Here is a 15,986-nt window from a genome sequence, read left to right as displayed (position 1 = left end):
AGGAGACTGCTTCGACTGGTTCGACCCGCGCGGCGGACCGCGGAGGCGTCCGGCTCAGCCCACCCGGATGCCCACCAGGCAGGTGTCGTCGTCCGTGTCCGACCGGCTGTACGTGAGCAGCCGGTCCAGCTGCTGGTCCAGCGCCGCCGGCGCCGCCCGCGAGGCCGTGCTCAGCAGGTGGGTCAGCGACTCCTCCACGGAGCTGTCGCGGCGTTCCACCAGGCCGTCGGTGTACATCAGCAGCGTGTCCTCGGGCGCGAGCCGCACCTCGCCCTCCTCGAACGGCGCGTCCGGCACGGCCCCCAGCAGCATCCCCTTGAGCAGGGGCAGCGGCGCGGCCTCACCGCCGCGCACCAGCACGGGCGGCAGGTGGCCCGCCCGCGCCCAGCGCAGGGTGCGCTCCTCCGGGTCGTACAGCGCGCACACGGCCGTGGCGGTCACGGCACCGTTCAGGTGGTGCGCCACCAGGTTCAGCCACGACAGCAACTGGCCGGGCCCGGCACCGGTGACGGCCAGCCCGCGCAGCGCGTTGCGCAGCACGACCATGCTCGTCGCCGCCTCTATGCCGTGGCCCGCCACGTCCCCCACGCACAGCAGCACCCGCCGCGACGGCAGGACGACGGCGTCGTACCAGTCGCCGCCCACCAGGTTCTCGGTCTCCGCGGGGCGGTAGCGCACCGCCACCTCCATGCCGGACACCTGGAGCGGTGCCTGCGTCGGAGGCATGATCGCGTGCTGGAGCTGGAGCGCCAGCCGGTTGCGCTCGGCGGCCTGCTGCTCGGTGTGCGCGAGCTGGTCGCGGGTGGCCGCCAGCGCCACCTCCGTCCAGTGCTGGGCCGAGATGTCCTGGCAGGCCCCGCGGACCACGAACAGCCGGCCGTCGGTGTCGAGGACCGGCTCGGCGACGACGCGGATGTGGCGGGTGACACCGTCCGGCCGCTGCAACCGGAAGGCCGCGGACGCGGGCCGCCGCTGGTGCAGCACCGTGCGCAGGAAGCGGCCGATGGTCACCGCGTCGTCCGGGTGGGCGTGCGCGGACAGCTCCTCCAGCGGCACCGGCGGGCTGGTCGGGGGCCGGCCGTACAGGTCGAACATCTGGCCGTTCCAGGTGATGTCGCCCGTCAGCAGGTTCTCCTCGAACCCGCCGACACGGCCGAGCCGCTGGGCGTGCTGGAGCAGGCTGGCGAGCCGGGCCGTCTCGTCCTCGATGCGCCAGATCAGCAGGACGCTGTTGCCGTGCCGGCTGATGCTGATGTCCGCCACCGCCGACAGCGGCACCTGGTCCACCAGCGCGGTGAGCCGCATGCGGCGGGCCCGGAACGGCTCGCCGGTGGCGTACACCCGCTCGATGCGCTGGAACAGCTCGCTGCCCCCGGCCGTCATCGGGTACGCCTCCAGCAGCAGGGCCCCGCTGACCACTGCCCGGGGCCGGCCCGCCGGATCCAGGAAGCGGTTGTTGACGTGCTGGATGCGGAAGTCGGCCAGCCGCCCGGAGTCGTCGAGGTACGGCTCCAGCACCAGGGCCGGGTCGTGCAGCCCGTCGGCGAGGTCCATCAGCTCCGCGGTGTCCGGCATGATGCGCGGCTCGGGCACCGCGTCCGGGCGGGCCGGGTACGTCTCCAGGGTGTGCGCGCACAGCTCGGCCAGCGCCTCCACCTGGCGCACCACCTGCGGCGGCTGCGGCTCCAGCGGCGCGGGCCAGGCGATCTCCAGCACCCCGTGGATGCGCCCTCCGGTGCCCGCGGGCACGGCGACCCGGCCGCCGTCCGGGTGGGCGTTGCGGCCGATGGTGGGCAGCCCGGTCTCCGCCAGCGAGCCCATCCACTGCCCGCTGCGCTCGGTGAGCGCGCGGCGCGCCACCGTCGCCACGTCCGGTGGCACGTAGCGCCACCGTGACGCCTCGGCCGGCGCGAAGCCGGCGCTGCCCGTGAGGCTGAGCGAGCCGTCCGGGCCGGCCGCCCACAGGGCCACGGCGACCGCGCCCAGCGGGCGCAGCGCGTGCTCCAGCAGCGAGCCGACGACGGCCTGCGCGTCGGGTGCGGCGAGCGCCGCGCTCTCCGCGGCGCGCAGGCGCACGGCGGCCTGCTCCTGCTGGGCCGCGCGGGCCCCGGTGGCGGCGGCGAGGAAGGCGTCCGTGGCCTCCGCCACCCGGTCCCGGGCCGCCTGGTTGATGACCTCGACGGCGAACTCCAGCGGGCTCATCCGGGCCTGCTCGGCGAGCTCCGCGAGCTGCCGGGCGGCCTGGGCGGGGCCGCAGCCGAGCCGCTCCACCAGGATGCCCTTGGCGAGTTCGACCAGCGCCCGCCCCTCCGCCTCGGCGTGCGCGGCCCGCACCTCCCGCCGCAGCCGCTCGACCGTGGCGGCGAGTCTGCCGACGGGCGAGGTCGCGGCGACGCCCACGGGCTCGCGGGGCGGGCCGGGCGCCACGGCGGAACCGGCGTCACCGCCGCCCGTCGCCGGGCCGGCGGGCGCGGACGGCGGGGCGGTGCCCGCCGCGGGGGCGTCCGGCACGGGCACCAGCGCGCCGTCCGCGCCGGACTCCGGCGCGGACGCGACGGCACCCTCCGGGCCGGCGCCCGCCCGCGGCGTGCCGGTACCCGCCGGAACGCCCGCACCCTCCGGGCCGGCCGGCGCCGGGGACGGCGGGGCGGCCGGGCCGGGTCCGGGCGCCGCGGGCGGCGGTGGTGCCGGGACGGCCGGGGCCGGGCGCGGCTCGGGGCCGTGCTGTTCGTCGGGACTGCCGGTGGTGGTCACAGTGGCAATGCTCCTTGGCGGGGCGCCGCGGGAACGCGAACGTCGGGGCGGGTCCCGCTCCGGCGGGGTGCGTGGGCGGGCTGCGGCGCGTTCACCGGGACAGCCAGCGCCGGACGCAGGTGATCAGGTCCTGGGTGTCGACGGGCTTGGTGACGTAGTCGCTCGCCCCCGACGCCAGGGACTTCTCCCGGTCGCCCGGCATCGCCTTGGCGGTGACGGCGATGATGGGCAGCTCGGCGAACTGCGGCATTCTGCGGATCTCCGCCGTGGCGGTGTACCCGTCCATCTCCGGCATCATGACGTCCATCAGGATCAGGTCGATCTCCGGGTGGGCGAGGAGCGTCTCGATGCCCTTGCGGCCGTCCTCCGCGTGCAGCACCCGGAACCCGTGCAGTTCGAGGATCCCGCTGAGCGCGAAGAGGTTGCGCGCGTCGTCGTCGACGACGAGCACGGTCCGTCCGGCGAAGGAGTCGTCGACGACGGCCTGCGGAACCTCCTGCCGCTCCTCGCCCCGCACCAGGGACAGCACGTCGCCCGGCTCCTCGGCCGACAGGTGCAGCGCGATGCGCTCGCGCAGCTCGTCGAGGCTGGAGAGGACCTCCAGTGCCCCGTCGTGCGCGTGCGGGCGCAGCACCTGGGCGGCCGTGTCGGTGTGGTGGCTGCTGTGCACCAGGACGGGGACGTCGGCCAGCGCCGAGTCACCCCGCAGGGCCTCCAGGAACCGCGCGGCCTCGCCGTCGGGCATGTCGAGGTCGAGCACGACGCAGTGGCACGGCTCCGCGGCCAGCGAGCCGGCCGCTTCCTGGGCGCCGACGGCGGTGATCAGGTCCACCACGGGCCGCGGCACGGCCTCGTCCGGGTTGTGCCGGGCGACGTCCGCGACGACGCTCTCGGCGACGAGGGTGAGCAGGCCGCGCGGCCGCTCCTCCACGACGAGCAGCCGGCGCCGGCGTCCCGCGGCCGCGCGCGGCCGGGGGGCGACGGGCACGTCGAGGCCGTCCTCCGCGGCGGGCAGGATCTCCGGCCGCTCCGGCGCCCGGTCGGCGATCTGCTCGAAGTCGGGCCGGGTCACCGGGAGGAACAGCGTGAAGGTGCTGCCCCGGCCGGGCGTGCTGTCCACGGTCACGGCACCGCCGAGCAGGTGGGCGATCTCCCGGGTGATGGACAGCCCGAGGCCCGTGCCGCCGTACTTGCGGCTGGTGGTGCCGTCCGCCTGGTGGAAGGCGCCGAAGATGGCCTCCAGCTGCTGCTCCTGGATGCCGATGCCGGTGTCCTTCACGCTGAACGCGACGACGGGGCCGCCCTTGAGGACCCCGCCGGGCACCTCCTCCGGCGCGGCGGGCTTGACGACGAGTTCGACGCCGCCCTGCTCGGTGAACTTCACCGCGTTCGACAGGAGGTTGCGCAGCACCTGGCGCAGCCGGGAGTCGTCGGTGACCAGGTCGCTCGGCGCGCCGGGCGCGGTGATCACCTTGAACTCCAGGCCCTTCTGGGTCGTCATCGGCTGGAAGGTGGCCTCGACGTACTCGATGAGCTGGCGCAGTGACACCCGCTCGGGGGCCACGTCCATCTTTCCGGCCTCGACCTTGGACAGGTCGAGGATGTCGTTGATGAGCTGGAGCAGGTCGGAGCCCGCGGAGTGGATGATGCCCGCGTACTCCACCTGCTTCTGGGTGAGGTTGCGCGAGGGGTTCTGGGCGAGGAGCTGGGCGAGGATGAGCAGGCTGTTGAGCGGGGTGCGCAGCTCGTGGCTCATGTTGGCCAGGAACTCCGACTTGTACTTCGAGGCCAGCGCCAGCTGCTGGGCGCGCGCCTCCAGTTCCTGCCGGGCCTGCTCGATCTGGAGGTTCTTCGCCTCGATGTCGCGGTTCTGCGCGGCGAGCAGCGAGGCCTTCTCCTCCAGTTCGGCGTTGGAGCGCTGCAATTCCTCCTGCTGGGCCTGGAGTTCGGCCGACCGGACCTGGAGCTCGGCCGTCAGGCGCTGCGACTCGCCGAGCAGTTCGTCGGTGCGGGCGTTGGCCAGGATGGTGTTGACGTTGACGCCGATCGTCTCCCGGAGCTGCTCCAGCAGGTCCTGGTGGATCGGGGTGAAGCGGGTCACGGACGCCAGCTCGATCACGCCGAGGACGTGGTCCTCGAAGAGGATCGGCAGCAGGAGGAGAGTGGTCGGCACGGTCTGGCCGAGCCCGGAGGAGATGGTCACGTAGTCGGGCGGCAGCTGGTCGACGGCGATGGTGCGGCGGCTGCGGGCCGCCTGGCCGACCAGGGAGCGGCCGAACGGGATGCGCTCGGGGCGCGCGTCGTCCTCGGGGCGGCCGTAGGAGCCGACGAGCCGCAGCTCGGGGCCGCGCTCGCCGTCCTCGGCGAGGTAGAACGCGCCGTACTGGGCCGAGACCAGCGGCACCAGCTCGTCCATGATGAGTTCGGCCACGACGGGCAGGTCGCGGTGGCCCTGCATGAGGCCGGCGATCCGCGCGAGGTTGGTCTTGAGCCAGTCCTGTTCCTGGTTGGCGAGGGTGGTCTCGCGCAGGGACTCCACCATGGAGTTGATGTTGTCCTTGAGCTCGGCGACCTCGCCGGACGCCTCCACGGTGATGGACCGGGTCAGGTCGCCCTCGGCGACGGCGCTGGCCACCTCGGCGATGGCGCGCACCTGCCGGGTCAGGTTCCCGGCCAGCTCGTTGACGTTCTCGGTCAGCCGCTTCCAGGTGCCCGAGACGCCCTCCACCTCGGCCTGGCCGCCGAGGCGCCCCTCGGTGCCGACCTCGCGGGCGACGCGGGTGACCTCGTCGGCGAACGCGGAGAGCTGGTCGACCATCGTGTTGATGGTCGTCTTCAGTTCGAGGATCTCGCCGCGGGCGTCCACGTCGATCTTCTTCGACAGGTCACCCCGGGCCACCGCCGTCGTGACCAGGGCGATGTTGCGCACCTGGCCGGTGAGGTTGTTGGCCATGGAGTTGACGTTGTCGGTGAGGTCCTTCCACGTGCCGGCCACGTTCGGCACCTGGGCCTGGCCGCCGAGGCGGCCCTCGGTGCCGACCTCGCGGGCCACCCGGGTGACCTCGTCCGCGAAGGCGGAGAGGGTGTCCACCATCGTGTTGATGGCGTCCGCGAGGGCGGCGACCTCGCCCTTGGCCTCGACGGTGATCTTCTGCGACAGGTCGCCGCGGGCGACGGCGGTGGCGACCTGCGCGATGGAGCGGACCTGGCTGGTCAGGTTCGACGCCATCACGTTGACGTTGTCGGTGAGGTCCTTCCAGGTGCCGGAGACTCCGCGCACGTGGGCCTGGCCGCCGAGGCGGCCCTCGGTGCCGACCTCGCGGGCCACCCGGGTCGCCTCGTCGGCGAACGCGGAGAGCTGGTCGACCATCGTGTTGATGGTGTTCTTCAGCTCCAGGATCTCGCCCCGGGCGTCCACGGTGATCTTCTGCGAGAGATCGCCCTTGGCGACCGCGGTGGCGACCTGGGCGACGTTGCGGACCTGCGAGGTCAGGTTGCCCGCCATGAAGTTCACCGAGTCGGTCAGGTCGCGCCAGGTGCCCTTGACGCCCTTGACGTCCGCCTGGCCGCCGAGGCGGCCCTCGGTGCCGACCTCACGGGCCACCCGCGTCACCTCGTCGGCGAACGCGGAGAGCTGGTCGACCATCGTGTTGATGGTGTTCTTCAGCTCCAGGATCTCGCCCCGGGCGTCCACGGTGATCTTCTGCGAGAGATCGCCCTTGGCCACGGCCGTCGTCACCTGGGCGACGTTGCGGACCTGCGAGGTCAGGTTGCCCGCCATCAGGTTGACCGAGTCGGTCAGGTCGCGCCAGACGCCCGCCACGCCGGGCACCTTGGCCTGGCCGCCGAGGCGGCCCTCGCTGCCGACCTCACGGGCCACCCGCGTCACCTCGTCGGCGAACGCGGAGAGCTGGTCGACCATCGTGTTGACGGTCTCCTTCAGCTCCAGGATCTCGCCGCGCGCGGGCACGTCGATCTTCTGCGACAGGTCGCCCTTGGCCACGGCCGTCGCCACCTGGGCGATGTCGCGGACCTGAGTGGTCAGGTTGCCCGCCATGGCGTTGACGGAGTCGGTCAGGTCGGCCCAGGTGCCGGAGACGCCCGGCACCTCCGCCTGGCCTCCCAGGGTGCCCTCGGTGCCCACCTCACGGGCCACCCGGGTCACCTCGGAGGTGAAGACGGACAGCTGGTCGACCATGCCGTTGAAGACGGTGGCGATGTCGCCCATGAGCCCGTCGGCGTCCTCGGGCAGGCGGGTGCCGAAGTCACCGTCCCGGACGGCCGTCAGGCCGGCCAGGAGCATTCTGAGTTCCTGGTCGCCCGGCACGGTCTCCGCGACCTCGCCCGTGCTGCTGGTCATGCGCACCCTCGTTCCCCTCCCAGGGGCAATGCCGACGGATCATCGATCTGTGTCATGGGAAATACGTCGCAGGCTAACAACCCGGTCGGCTTGCACAAAGTCTTCCCCCCGCCTCCACACTCCCCGGCCCCGTGAGGGACAATCATCGGCCTCCGCCCGCGCGGCCCCGCCGGCCGTGACACCGCCCGGCCGCGCATTCGCGTCCATGGGGAAGCCCGACGCACTACGCTGGAACGGAAGTGACGCGCCTGTAACGGTGAGTATGCGCGATGGAGTGCGACGATGAGCCCGGAGTATCCGTTCGACGAGGCCGCGACGGCCCGGGCTGTCATCGACGACGCCGGCACGGTGACCCAGTGGAACGAGGGCGCCCGGCGGCTGCTCGGCTGGACGGCCGACGAGGTCGTGGGGCGGCCCGCCGCCCGGCTGCTGGCCGGTCCGGCCCCCGAGGTGAGCGGCCCCAGCTGCCACGGCACGGTGACCCTGCGCCACCGGGACGGCCGGACCGTGGCCGTGTGGCTGCTCGCCCACCACCGCCCTCCCGCCGACGGCGGCCCCGCCGACTGGCTCGTCGTCACCCCGCTGGAGCCCGCCCCCCGCTCCCCCGACGACCCGCTGAACGCTGCGTCGCTCGTCCAGTCCCCCTGCGCCATCGCCGTCTACGACGAGCACCTGCGGCTGCACACGCTCAACGACGCCATGGCCCGGGTGATCGGCGTCCCCCCGGAGCGCGTCCAGGGCCTGCGGATCTCCGAGCTGGGCGGGAAACCGCAGAACGAGGAGCTGGAGCGGCACCTGCTGCAGGTGCTCGGCACCGGGCAGGCGCAGGACGTGCAGACCTACCTGCGCAGCGGCGGCGAGGACCGGGCGCACGCCTGGCTGGCCCGGATGGCACCCGTCACCGACACCGAGGGGCGGGTGCGGGGCGTGTGCCTGGCCGCCCACGACATCACCGAGAACCACCGGGCCCGGCAGCGGCTGCACCTGGTGAACGAGGCCAGCGTGCGCATCGGCAGCACCCTGGACGTCACCCGTACGGCCCAGGAGCTGGCCGACGTCTGTGTCCCCGTGCTCGCCGACTTCGTCAGCGTCGACCTGCTGGAGCCCCCGGAGACCGGCGCACCGCCGTCGGCCGGCATCTCCGCGCCGGTGTCGCTGCGCCGGGTCGCGCACCAGTCGGTGAATCCGGGCTGCCCGGAGGCGATGGTCAGCCCCGGGGACGTGGAGGCGCACCCCGCCGCGTCCCCCCAGGCGGACTCGCTGCTGGCGGGCCGGACCATCGTGGCGTCCCTCGGCGACGGCACCCTGGAGCGCTGGCTGGAGCGGGACGCGGTCCGCCGCGAACGCTACCGGCAGTACGGATTCCACTCCACGCTCTCCGTGCCCATCCGGGCCCGCGGCACCACCCTGGGTGTCGCCGTGCTCAGCCGCTCCCGGCGGCCCGAGCCCTTCTCCGCGGACGACATCCTGCTGGCCGAGGAGATCACGGCCCGCGCCGCGGTCTGCGTCGACAACGCCCGCCGGTACTCCCGCGAGCGCGAGACCGCCCTCGCCCTGCAGCGCAGTCTGCTGCCCCGCACCCTGCCGAGGACGGCCGCCCTCGAGGCGTCCTCGCGCTATCTCCCCGCTGCCCGGGCCGGGGTCGGCGGCGACTGGTTCGACGTGATCCCGCTGTCCGGCATGCGGGTCGCCATGGTCGTCGGGGACGTCGTCGGGCACGGCATCCCGGCGTCGGCCACCATGGGCCGGCTGCGCACCGCGGTGCGCACCCTCGCCGACATCGACCTCGCGCCCGACGAGCTCCTCACCCACCTGGACGATCTGGTGGTCCGGCTGTCGGAGGAGTCCGGCGGTGAGGGCAGTCCGGGTGAGGTCGGGGCGACCTGCCTGTACGCGGTCTACGACCCGGTGTCGCGGCGCTGCACCCTCGCCCGGGCCGGGCATCCCGCGCCGATCGTGGTGCCGCCCGGCGAAGCGCCCCGGGAGCTCGACGTGCCCGCCGGTCCGCCGCTGGGCCTGGGCGGGCTGCCGTTCGAGGCGACCGAGCTGTATCTGCACGAGGGCACCGTGCTGTCGTTCTTCACCAACGGCCTGGTCGACACCCCGGGGCGGGACGAGGGGGCCGGGCGGCGGCGGCTGCTGGACGCGCTGGCCGCGGGCGCCGCAGCGAAGGCTCCCGGCTCGGCGGACCCCGGCTCCCTGGACGAGACCTGCGACCGGATCCTGCACTCCGTGCTGCCGCCCGGCGGCTCCAGCGACGACGTGGCGCTGCTGGTCGCCCGTACCCACGGGCTGCCCGCCTCCCAGGTCGCCACCTGGGACATCCCCGCCGATCCGGCTCTGGTCGCGCCGATCCGCAAGCAGGTGCTCGAACAGCTCAGCACCTGGGGGCTGACCGAGGCGTCCTTCACCACCGAGCTGGTGGTGAGCGAGCTGGTCACCAACGCCATCCGGTACGGCGCGCACCCGATCCGGCTCCGGCTGATCCACGACGCGGACACGCTGATCTGCGAGGTCTCCGACACCAGCCACACCGCCCCGCACCTGCGCCGCGCCAAGACCTGGGACGAGGGCGGCCGGGGGCTGCTGCTGGTCGCGCAGCTCACCCAGCGCTGGGGCAGCCGGCACACCCCCGAGGGCAAGACGATCTGGGCCGAACTGGCCCTGTTCGAGGAGGAGTAGGCATTCCGGCCCGGGTACGGGGCACCTCGTTCCCATGGATGGTCCGTCCGCACCCTCGCCCTCGCCCTCACGTCCGCCCTCGCCTCCGTCACGGCGTCCGCCCTCGTGCCGGGCGGCGCTCGCCGCCGCGCTGTCCGCGTGGGGGCTGCTGACCGCGTGCGACCCCGGTTCCGCGGCGGACCCGGCGGCGTCCGCGGTGCCGCCGCCGTCCGCCGCGCGGACCTCGGTGGTGTCGGTGCCGCCCGCGGCAACGACCTCCGTCGCCGTCTCGGCGCCCCCGGCCGGGGCGCCCTCCTCCGCCACCGCGACGTCCGGCGCGCCGTCCCCCTCCCCCCGCGGCGCCCGCTGCCGCACCGCCGAGCTGCGTGCGTCCGTGGGCCGCGAGGACCCGGGGGCCGGCCAGGTGAACCACCCGGTCGTCCTGACCAATGTCTCCGCCCGCACCTGCACCGTCCAGGGCTACCCGGGCGCCGCCTTCGTGGACGACTCCGGACGGCAGCTCGGACCCGACCCGCGGCGCGGGCCCGAGTCGCCCGCGCGGGTCGTGCTGGCGCCGGGCGGCAGCGCGTGGGCCGGGTTGTCGTACGCCAGGCCCGAGATCAGCGGGGCGCGCACGGCCGTGCCCGCGGCGCTCCTGGTCACGCCGCCGGACGAGCGGCGGCCGCTGCGGGTGCCGTGGACGGCGGGCGGGGTGCCGGTGGCCGGCAACGAGTCGGTGGTGACCCTGACGGCGCTGCGGCCGGGATCCGGCACCTGACGTCCACCGGTGCCCGAGGCGCCTCCCGGGGCGCGTCAGTGCCCGGCGACCGGGTGCGGGGTGTAGGGGCGCTCCAGCTCCTCGATCTCCTGGCCGGTCAGCTCCAGTCCGACCGCGGCCACCGCGTCCTCGATGTGGTGCGGTCTGGCGGCGCCGACGACCGGGGCGGCCACGGTGTCCTGGTGCAGCAGCCAGGCGAGGGCCACCCGGGCGCGCGGGACGCCGCGGTCGGCGGCGATCCGGGTGACGGCGTCGACGATGGCGTGGTCGCCCTCCTGGTAGAGGGTGCTGCCGAAGTCGTCGCGGGAGCTGCGGTCGGTGACGGTGCCCCAGTCGCGGGTGAGCCGGCCGCGGGCGAGTGGGCTCCACGGCAGTACGCCGACGCCCTGGTCCGCGCAGAGCGGCAGCATCTCGCGCTCCTCCTCGCGGTACAGGAGGTTGTAGTGGTTCTGCATGGACACGAATGTCGTCCAGCCGTGCCGCTCGGCGGTGTACTGCATCTTGGAGAACTGCCAGGCGTACATCGAACTCGCTCCGAGGTAGCGGACCTTGCCCGCCTTCACCAGGTCGTGCAGGGCCTCCATCGTCTCCTCGACCGGGGTGTGGGGGTCGAAGCGGTGGATCTGGTAGAGGTCCACGTAGTCGGTGCCGAGGCGGCGCAGGCTGTGGTCGATCTCGGTCATGATGGCCTTGCGGGACAGGCCCGCGCCGTTCGGGCCGGGCCGCATCCGGCCGTGCACCTTCGTGGCCAGCACGATCTCGTCGCGGCGGGCGAAGTCGCGCAGCGCCCGGCCGACGATCTCCTCGCTGGTGCCGTCGGAGTACACGTTCGCGGTGTCGAAGAAGGTGATACCGGCTTCCACGGCCTGCCGGAGGAGCGGCCGGGAGGCCTCCTCGTCGAGCGTCCACTCGTGCACGCCGCGGTCGGGAAGGCCGTACGTCATGCAGCCCAGGCAGACCCGGGAGACGTCCAGACCTGTCGAACCGAGCTTCACATACTGCATCGTTGCTGCTCCTGCCGTCGAGGGACTCGTCAGGGAGCGTACGAGTTCCGGGGCGCGACGAGGCCGAGGCGCCGCGGGAGGACGGCCCGGCCCTACCGGAGCGGGATGGTCCGGCCGCGTTCGGCCTCCGGGCGCGGGCCGTGGATGCGCCGCTCCCGCTCCTCGATGCGCACGTCGTCGATGCTGGCCTCGCGCCGGGTCATGAGCCCGCGTCCGTCGAACTCCCACAGTTCGTTGCCGTACGACCGCCACCACCGGCCGCCGGCGTCGCGTGACTCGTACTGGAAGCGGACCGCGATGCGGTTGCCGTCGAAGGCCCACAGGTCCTTGCGCAGGGCGTACTCCTCCTCGCGGGCCCACTTCGCGGTCAGGAAGCCGATGATCTCGGCGCGGCCCGTGAGGAAGGTGTCGCGGTTGCGCCACACCGAGTCCTCGGAGTAGGCGAGGGCGACCCGATGGGGGTCGCGGGTGTTCCAGGCGTCCTCGGCGGCCTGCACCTTCCGGGCGGCGCTCTCGCGGGTGAAGGGGGGCAGGGGCGGGCGGGCGGTCATGGTCGGCTCCCTCCGGCACGACGGGAGAACGGTCGTTCTCCATCTGGGCTGCTACGGTAGGAGAACGTTCGTTCTCGCGTCAAGGAGAGGGCAGGGAGAGGCGGTTCATGGACAGCGCGGAGGCCCGCGAGCGGGCGCTGGACGCGGCGGAGACCCTCTTCTACGCACGGGGCGTGCAGGCGGTCGGCATGGACGCCGTCCGCTCCGCGTCGGGACTCTCGCTCAAGCGGCTGTACCAGCTGTTCCCCGCCAAGGACCGGCTCGTCGAGGCGTATCTGGACCGGCGGGACGAGCGCTGGCGCGGACGGCTCGCCGCCCACGTCGCGCGCCACGCCGACCCGCGGCGGCGCCTGCTCGCGGTGTTCGACTGGCTGGAGGAGTGGTTCGCCGAGCCCGGCTTCCGGGGCTGCGCCTGGATCAACGCCTACGGCGAACTCGGGGCCACCGCCCCTGGAGTGGCGGAGCGCGTACGGGCGCACAAGGAGGCGTTCCGGGACCAGCTCGCCGGTCTGGTCGTGGACGCGGGAGCGCCCCCCGCCCTGACCGGGCCGCTGTTCCTGCTGGCCGAGGGCGCCATGGTCACCGCGGGCATCGCCCGGACCACCGCGCCGGCCGCCGAGGCGCGGGAGGCGGCCCGGCTGCTCCTGGACACCGCCGCCTGACGGGAGCGGGGCCGGGATGAAAGGCGCCGGTGCCCGTGTTTCAGTGGGGTACGGACCGGCTCGACGAGAGGACGGACGACATGCCGCTGGAAGGCGAGTACGAACCCGGCCCGACCGGGTGGGTGCGCGAGCAGGTGGAGCTGTACGAGAGCTCCGGCGGCACCCGGGGCACGACCCTGCGGGACACCGGACTGCCCGTGGTGCTGCTGACCACCCGGGGCGCGCGCACCGGCAAGCTCCGCAAGACCCCGCTGATGCGCGTGGAGCACGAGGGCCGCTACGCCGTCGTCGCCTCCCTGGGCGGCGCCCCGCGGCACCCCGTCTGGTACCACAACGTGAAGGCGGAGCCCCTGGTGGAACTCCAGGACGGCCCGGTGAAGCGGGACATGAAGGCCCGTGAGGTCACCGGTGCGGAGAAGGCCGAGTGGTGGGAGCGGGCGGTGGCGGCGTACCCGCCGTACGCCGAGTACCAGGAGCGGACCGACCGCGAGATCCCGGTGTTCGTACTGGATCCGGTCGACCCCGTGGTCCCGCGCGACTGAGGGGTCCGGGCCCGCCGACGAGCGGCGGGCCCGCGACCGATGAGCCCGGCCCGCCGCGGAGCCGAGGCTTGCGGAAGTCTCTCCGGCCCGGGCGCATGAAGCGCCGCGGGCCGGGAACCTGCCTGTCAGGCCCCGCCGCGCTCCCCCGTCGCGGCGGGGCTTTCGGCTGCCTCCCGCGCGCGCCGGTCGGTCACGTCGAGGAAGATCTGGCCGGCCTCGGGGACGGTGTGGGCTATCGACCGCTTGATGCGGACGGCCACCTCCTCCACCCGCTCGCTGTCCAGGCCGGGCACCAGGTCCACTCGCGCGGCGACCAGCAGCGAGTCGATGCCCGTCTTCATGGTGAACAGCGCCTCCACGCTGTCGATCTCCGGCTGCGCCCGCAGCAGCGCGCGGATCCGGCCGCTGGCCTCCGGGTCGGCGGCCTCCCCGATCAGCTGGTCACGGGCCTCCCGGCCCAGCCGGTAGGCCACGTAGACCAGCAGGGTGCCGATGGCGAGCGACGCGGACGCCTCCCACACCACGTCACCGGTGGCCATGTGCAGCGCCATGCCGGCGAAGGCGAGGAGCACACCGAGGACCGCCGTGCCGTCCTCGGCGACGACCGTGCGCAGCGCCGGGTCGCGCAAGCCCTCGGCGACGCCGTGGCGGCGCAGCTGGTGCAGGGCCCGCAGCAGGGAGGCCCCTTCGGCGAGCAGCGCGACACCGAGGACGACCAGGCCGGCGACGTAGCCGCCGAAGCTCTCCCCGGTGTCGCGGGTGAGTGCTTCGACTCCTTGGTAGAAGGAGAAGCAGCCGCCCATGACGAAGATCCCCACGGCCGCGAGCAGCGACCAGAAGAACCGCTCCTTGCCGTAGCCGAAGGGATGGCGCCGGTCGGCGGGGCGGCGGCTGCGGCGCAGCGCGGCGAGGAGGAAGACCTCGTTGAGGCTGTCGGCGACCGAGTGCGCGGCCTCGGAGAGCAGGGCCGGTGAGCCCGCCAGCAGGCCGCCGACGGTCTTGGCGACCGCGATCACCAGGTTGGCCGCGAGCGCCACCAGCACGGTGACGCGGGTCCTGCGGTCCGCGGCGTCCGCCTGACGCCGCCCCGCTCCGCCCCCGGCCGGCCGCGCCGTGCGGCCGGTGGCCCGGTGCCCTTCCCCTTGCGGCCCGCCGTGGCCGTGGTCCGGTGCGGTCCGCTGCTTCCCGTCTGCGTTCGAGGATGTCCCGCTCACCCCCGCCGGATGCCCCGGGCGGCGCGGATCACACCGTGCGGACGGCCGGATCGGGGGAACCCGGGAACTCGTCAACAGGCCCACGGGCGGGAAGGAGCCGGCGATGAGTGCCGCGGGCGAGGGGAACAGCGCCTACGGCCGCAGGGCGTTCCGGCGGTCGAAGAGCCATTTCACGGACCGGATCACCGCGGACGGCCGGGACGGCTGGCCGGTGGCGGCGGGCCGTTACCGGCTGGTGGTCAGCCGTGCCTGCCCGTGGGCGAGCCGGGCGGTGATCTCGCGCCGGCTGCTGGGTCTGGACGCCTCCCTGTCGCTGGCGATCGCGGACCCCGTCCAGGACGACCGGAGCTGGCGGTTCACCCTCGACCCGGACGGCCGTGACCCGGTGCTCGGCATCCGCTTCCTCGGCGAGGCCTACGACCGGCGGGAGACGGGCTACCCGGGCGGGGTCAGTGTCCCGGCCGTCGTCGACGTCCCGACCGGGAAGCTGGTCACCAACGACTACCAGCGGATCACCCTGGACTTCGCCACCGAGTGGACGGCGCTGCACCGGGAAGGAGCTCCTGAGCTGTACCCGGAGCGGCTGCGGGACGAGATCGACGAGGTGATGGCGGAGGTCTACGAGGACGTCAACAACGGGGTGTACCGGGCGGGCTTCGCCACGGAGCAGGCGGAGTACGAGGCCGCCTGTTCGGACGTCTTCCGCCGGCTTGAGGCGCTGAGCGAGCGGCTGGCCCGGCGGCGGTACCTCGTCGGTGACTCGATCACCGAGGCCGACATCCGGCTGTTCACCACGCTGGTGCGGTTCGACGCCGTCTACCACGGACACTTCAAGTGCAACCGCCGGAAGCTGACCGAGTTCCCGGTGCTGTGGGCGTACGCCCGGGACCTGTTCCAGACGCCCGGTTTCGGGGACACGGTCGACTTCGACCACATCAAGCGGCACTACTACCAGGTGCACACCGGGATCAACCCGACCGGGATCGTGCCGCTCGGGCCGGACCTGTCGGGCTGGCTGACGGCCCATCACCGCGAGGAGCTGGGCGGCCGTCCGTTCGGGGACGGCACACCGCCGGGGCCGGTGCGGCCCGGCGAGGAGGTGCCGGCCGCCGGCCGGCCCTGATCACGAGAGCGAGGAGACCCACGTGGCCAAGAGCAAGAAGCGGAAACTGCCCGGCGCCTACCAGCCCGTCGGCTGGCTGCTGGGCTGGTCGGGCGGTGCCCTGGCCGGCCTCGCCTTCCGCAAGGTGTGGATGGCGATCCGGGACGAGGAGGACGCGCCCGACGCGCTGGACCCGGACCGCGGCTGGGGCGAGGTCCTGCTCGCCGCCGCGGTCCAGGGCGCCATCTTCGCGACGGTGCGCAGCGCGGTCGACCGCGCCGGGGCGAAGGCCATCGCCCGCAAGACGGGTGTGTGGCCCGCGACCTCCCCGGGCGGCCGGGACTGACGGGGCGTCGCG

General features: G+C 73.9%; 11 protein-coding genes. 6 read left to right on the top strand and 5 right to left on the bottom strand.

Translation table 11 applies throughout. The features are described from left to right. Nucleotides 1–54: 54 nt before the first annotated feature. Entirely contained in the window at nt 55–2,427 is a 2,373-nt protein-coding gene (locus SGLAU_RS29590) for a SpoIIE family protein phosphatase (RefSeq protein WP_052414165.1), read from the bottom strand. A 418-nt stretch (nt 2,428–2,845) separates the two neighbouring features. Beyond that, nucleotides 2,846–7,114 carry a HAMP domain-containing protein gene (locus SGLAU_RS29585; protein ID WP_043505612.1) on the bottom strand — a complete coding sequence of 1,423 codons (4,269 nt, stop codon included), beginning with the start codon at nt 7,112–7,114 and terminating at the stop codon, nt 2,846–2,848. A 282-nt stretch (nt 7,115–7,396) separates the two neighbouring features. Between SGLAU_RS29585 and SGLAU_RS29580 the strand changes: the two genes are divergently transcribed. Next, nucleotides 7,397–9,796 carry a SpoIIE family protein phosphatase gene (locus SGLAU_RS29580; RefSeq protein WP_043505611.1) on the top strand — a complete coding sequence of 800 codons (2,400 nt, stop codon included), beginning with the start codon at nt 7,397–7,399 and terminating at the stop codon, nt 9,794–9,796. Nucleotides 9,797–9,830: 34 nt separating this feature from the next. After that, a complete protein-coding gene (locus SGLAU_RS29575; RefSeq protein WP_078957954.1) occupies nt 9,831–10,553 on the top strand; it encodes a DUF4232 domain-containing protein in 723 nt (240 codons plus the stop codon). Between the two features lie 35 nt (nt 10,554–10,588). On the opposite strand, the gene SGLAU_RS29570 is transcribed toward SGLAU_RS29575, so the two are convergent. Both SGLAU_RS29570 and SGLAU_RS29565 read right to left on the bottom strand, forming a co-directional pair. Then, nucleotides 10,589–11,557 carry an aldo/keto reductase gene (locus tag SGLAU_RS29570; RefSeq protein ID WP_043505610.1) on the bottom strand — a complete coding sequence of 323 codons (969 nt, stop codon included), beginning with the start codon at nt 11,555–11,557 and terminating at the stop codon, nt 10,589–10,591. A gap of 92 nt (nt 11,558–11,649) precedes the next feature. Next, nucleotides 11,650–12,108: a nuclear transport factor 2 family protein gene (locus SGLAU_RS29565; protein WP_043505609.1), complete on the bottom strand. Its 459-nt coding sequence runs from the start codon at nt 12,106–12,108 to the stop codon at nt 11,650–11,652. Between the two features lie 107 nt (nt 12,109–12,215). Here SGLAU_RS29565 and SGLAU_RS29560 point away from each other — a divergent pair, with 107 nt between their 5' ends. Together SGLAU_RS29560 and SGLAU_RS29555 are read left to right on the top strand one after the other, a co-directional pair. Further along, nucleotides 12,216–12,770 (top strand): TetR/AcrR family transcriptional regulator, encoded by a 555-nt coding sequence (locus SGLAU_RS29560; protein ID WP_043505608.1) that lies wholly within the window; start codon nt 12,216–12,218, stop codon nt 12,768–12,770. A gap of 80 nt (nt 12,771–12,850) precedes the next feature. Then, complete coding sequence (locus tag SGLAU_RS29555; RefSeq protein ID WP_043507223.1) at nt 12,851–13,312, top strand: nitroreductase family deazaflavin-dependent oxidoreductase; 462 nt, start codon at nt 12,851–12,853, stop codon at nt 13,310–13,312. A 125-nt stretch (nt 13,313–13,437) separates the two neighbouring features. On the opposite strand, the gene SGLAU_RS29550 is transcribed toward SGLAU_RS29555, so the two are convergent. Next, nucleotides 13,438–14,355: a cation diffusion facilitator family transporter gene (locus SGLAU_RS29550; protein ID WP_043505607.1), complete on the bottom strand. Its 918-nt coding sequence runs from the start codon at nt 14,353–14,355 to the stop codon at nt 13,438–13,440. Nucleotides 14,356–14,629: 274 nt separating this feature from the next. On the opposite strand from SGLAU_RS29550, the gene SGLAU_RS29545 reads away from it, so the two are divergent. Both SGLAU_RS29545 and SGLAU_RS29540 read left to right on the top strand, forming a co-directional pair. Then, on the top strand, nt 14,630–15,649 hold the full coding sequence (locus SGLAU_RS29545; protein ID WP_043505606.1) for a glutathione S-transferase family protein: 1,020 nt from the start codon (nt 14,630–14,632) through the stop codon (nt 15,647–15,649). Nucleotides 15,650–15,671: 22 nt separating this feature from the next. Next, nucleotides 15,672–15,974 (top strand): DUF4235 domain-containing protein, encoded by a 303-nt coding sequence (locus SGLAU_RS29540; RefSeq protein ID WP_043505605.1) that lies wholly within the window; start codon nt 15,672–15,674, stop codon nt 15,972–15,974. Nucleotides 15,975–15,986: the final 12 nt, after the last annotated feature.

It is taken from the genome of Streptomyces glaucescens, assembly GCF_000761215.1.
Lineage (GTDB): Bacteria > Actinomycetota > Actinomycetes > Streptomycetales > Streptomycetaceae > Streptomyces > Streptomyces glaucescens_B.
The sequence above is the reverse complement of the archived record's forward strand: the minus strand, read 5'-3'. Positions and strand labels throughout refer to the sequence as shown.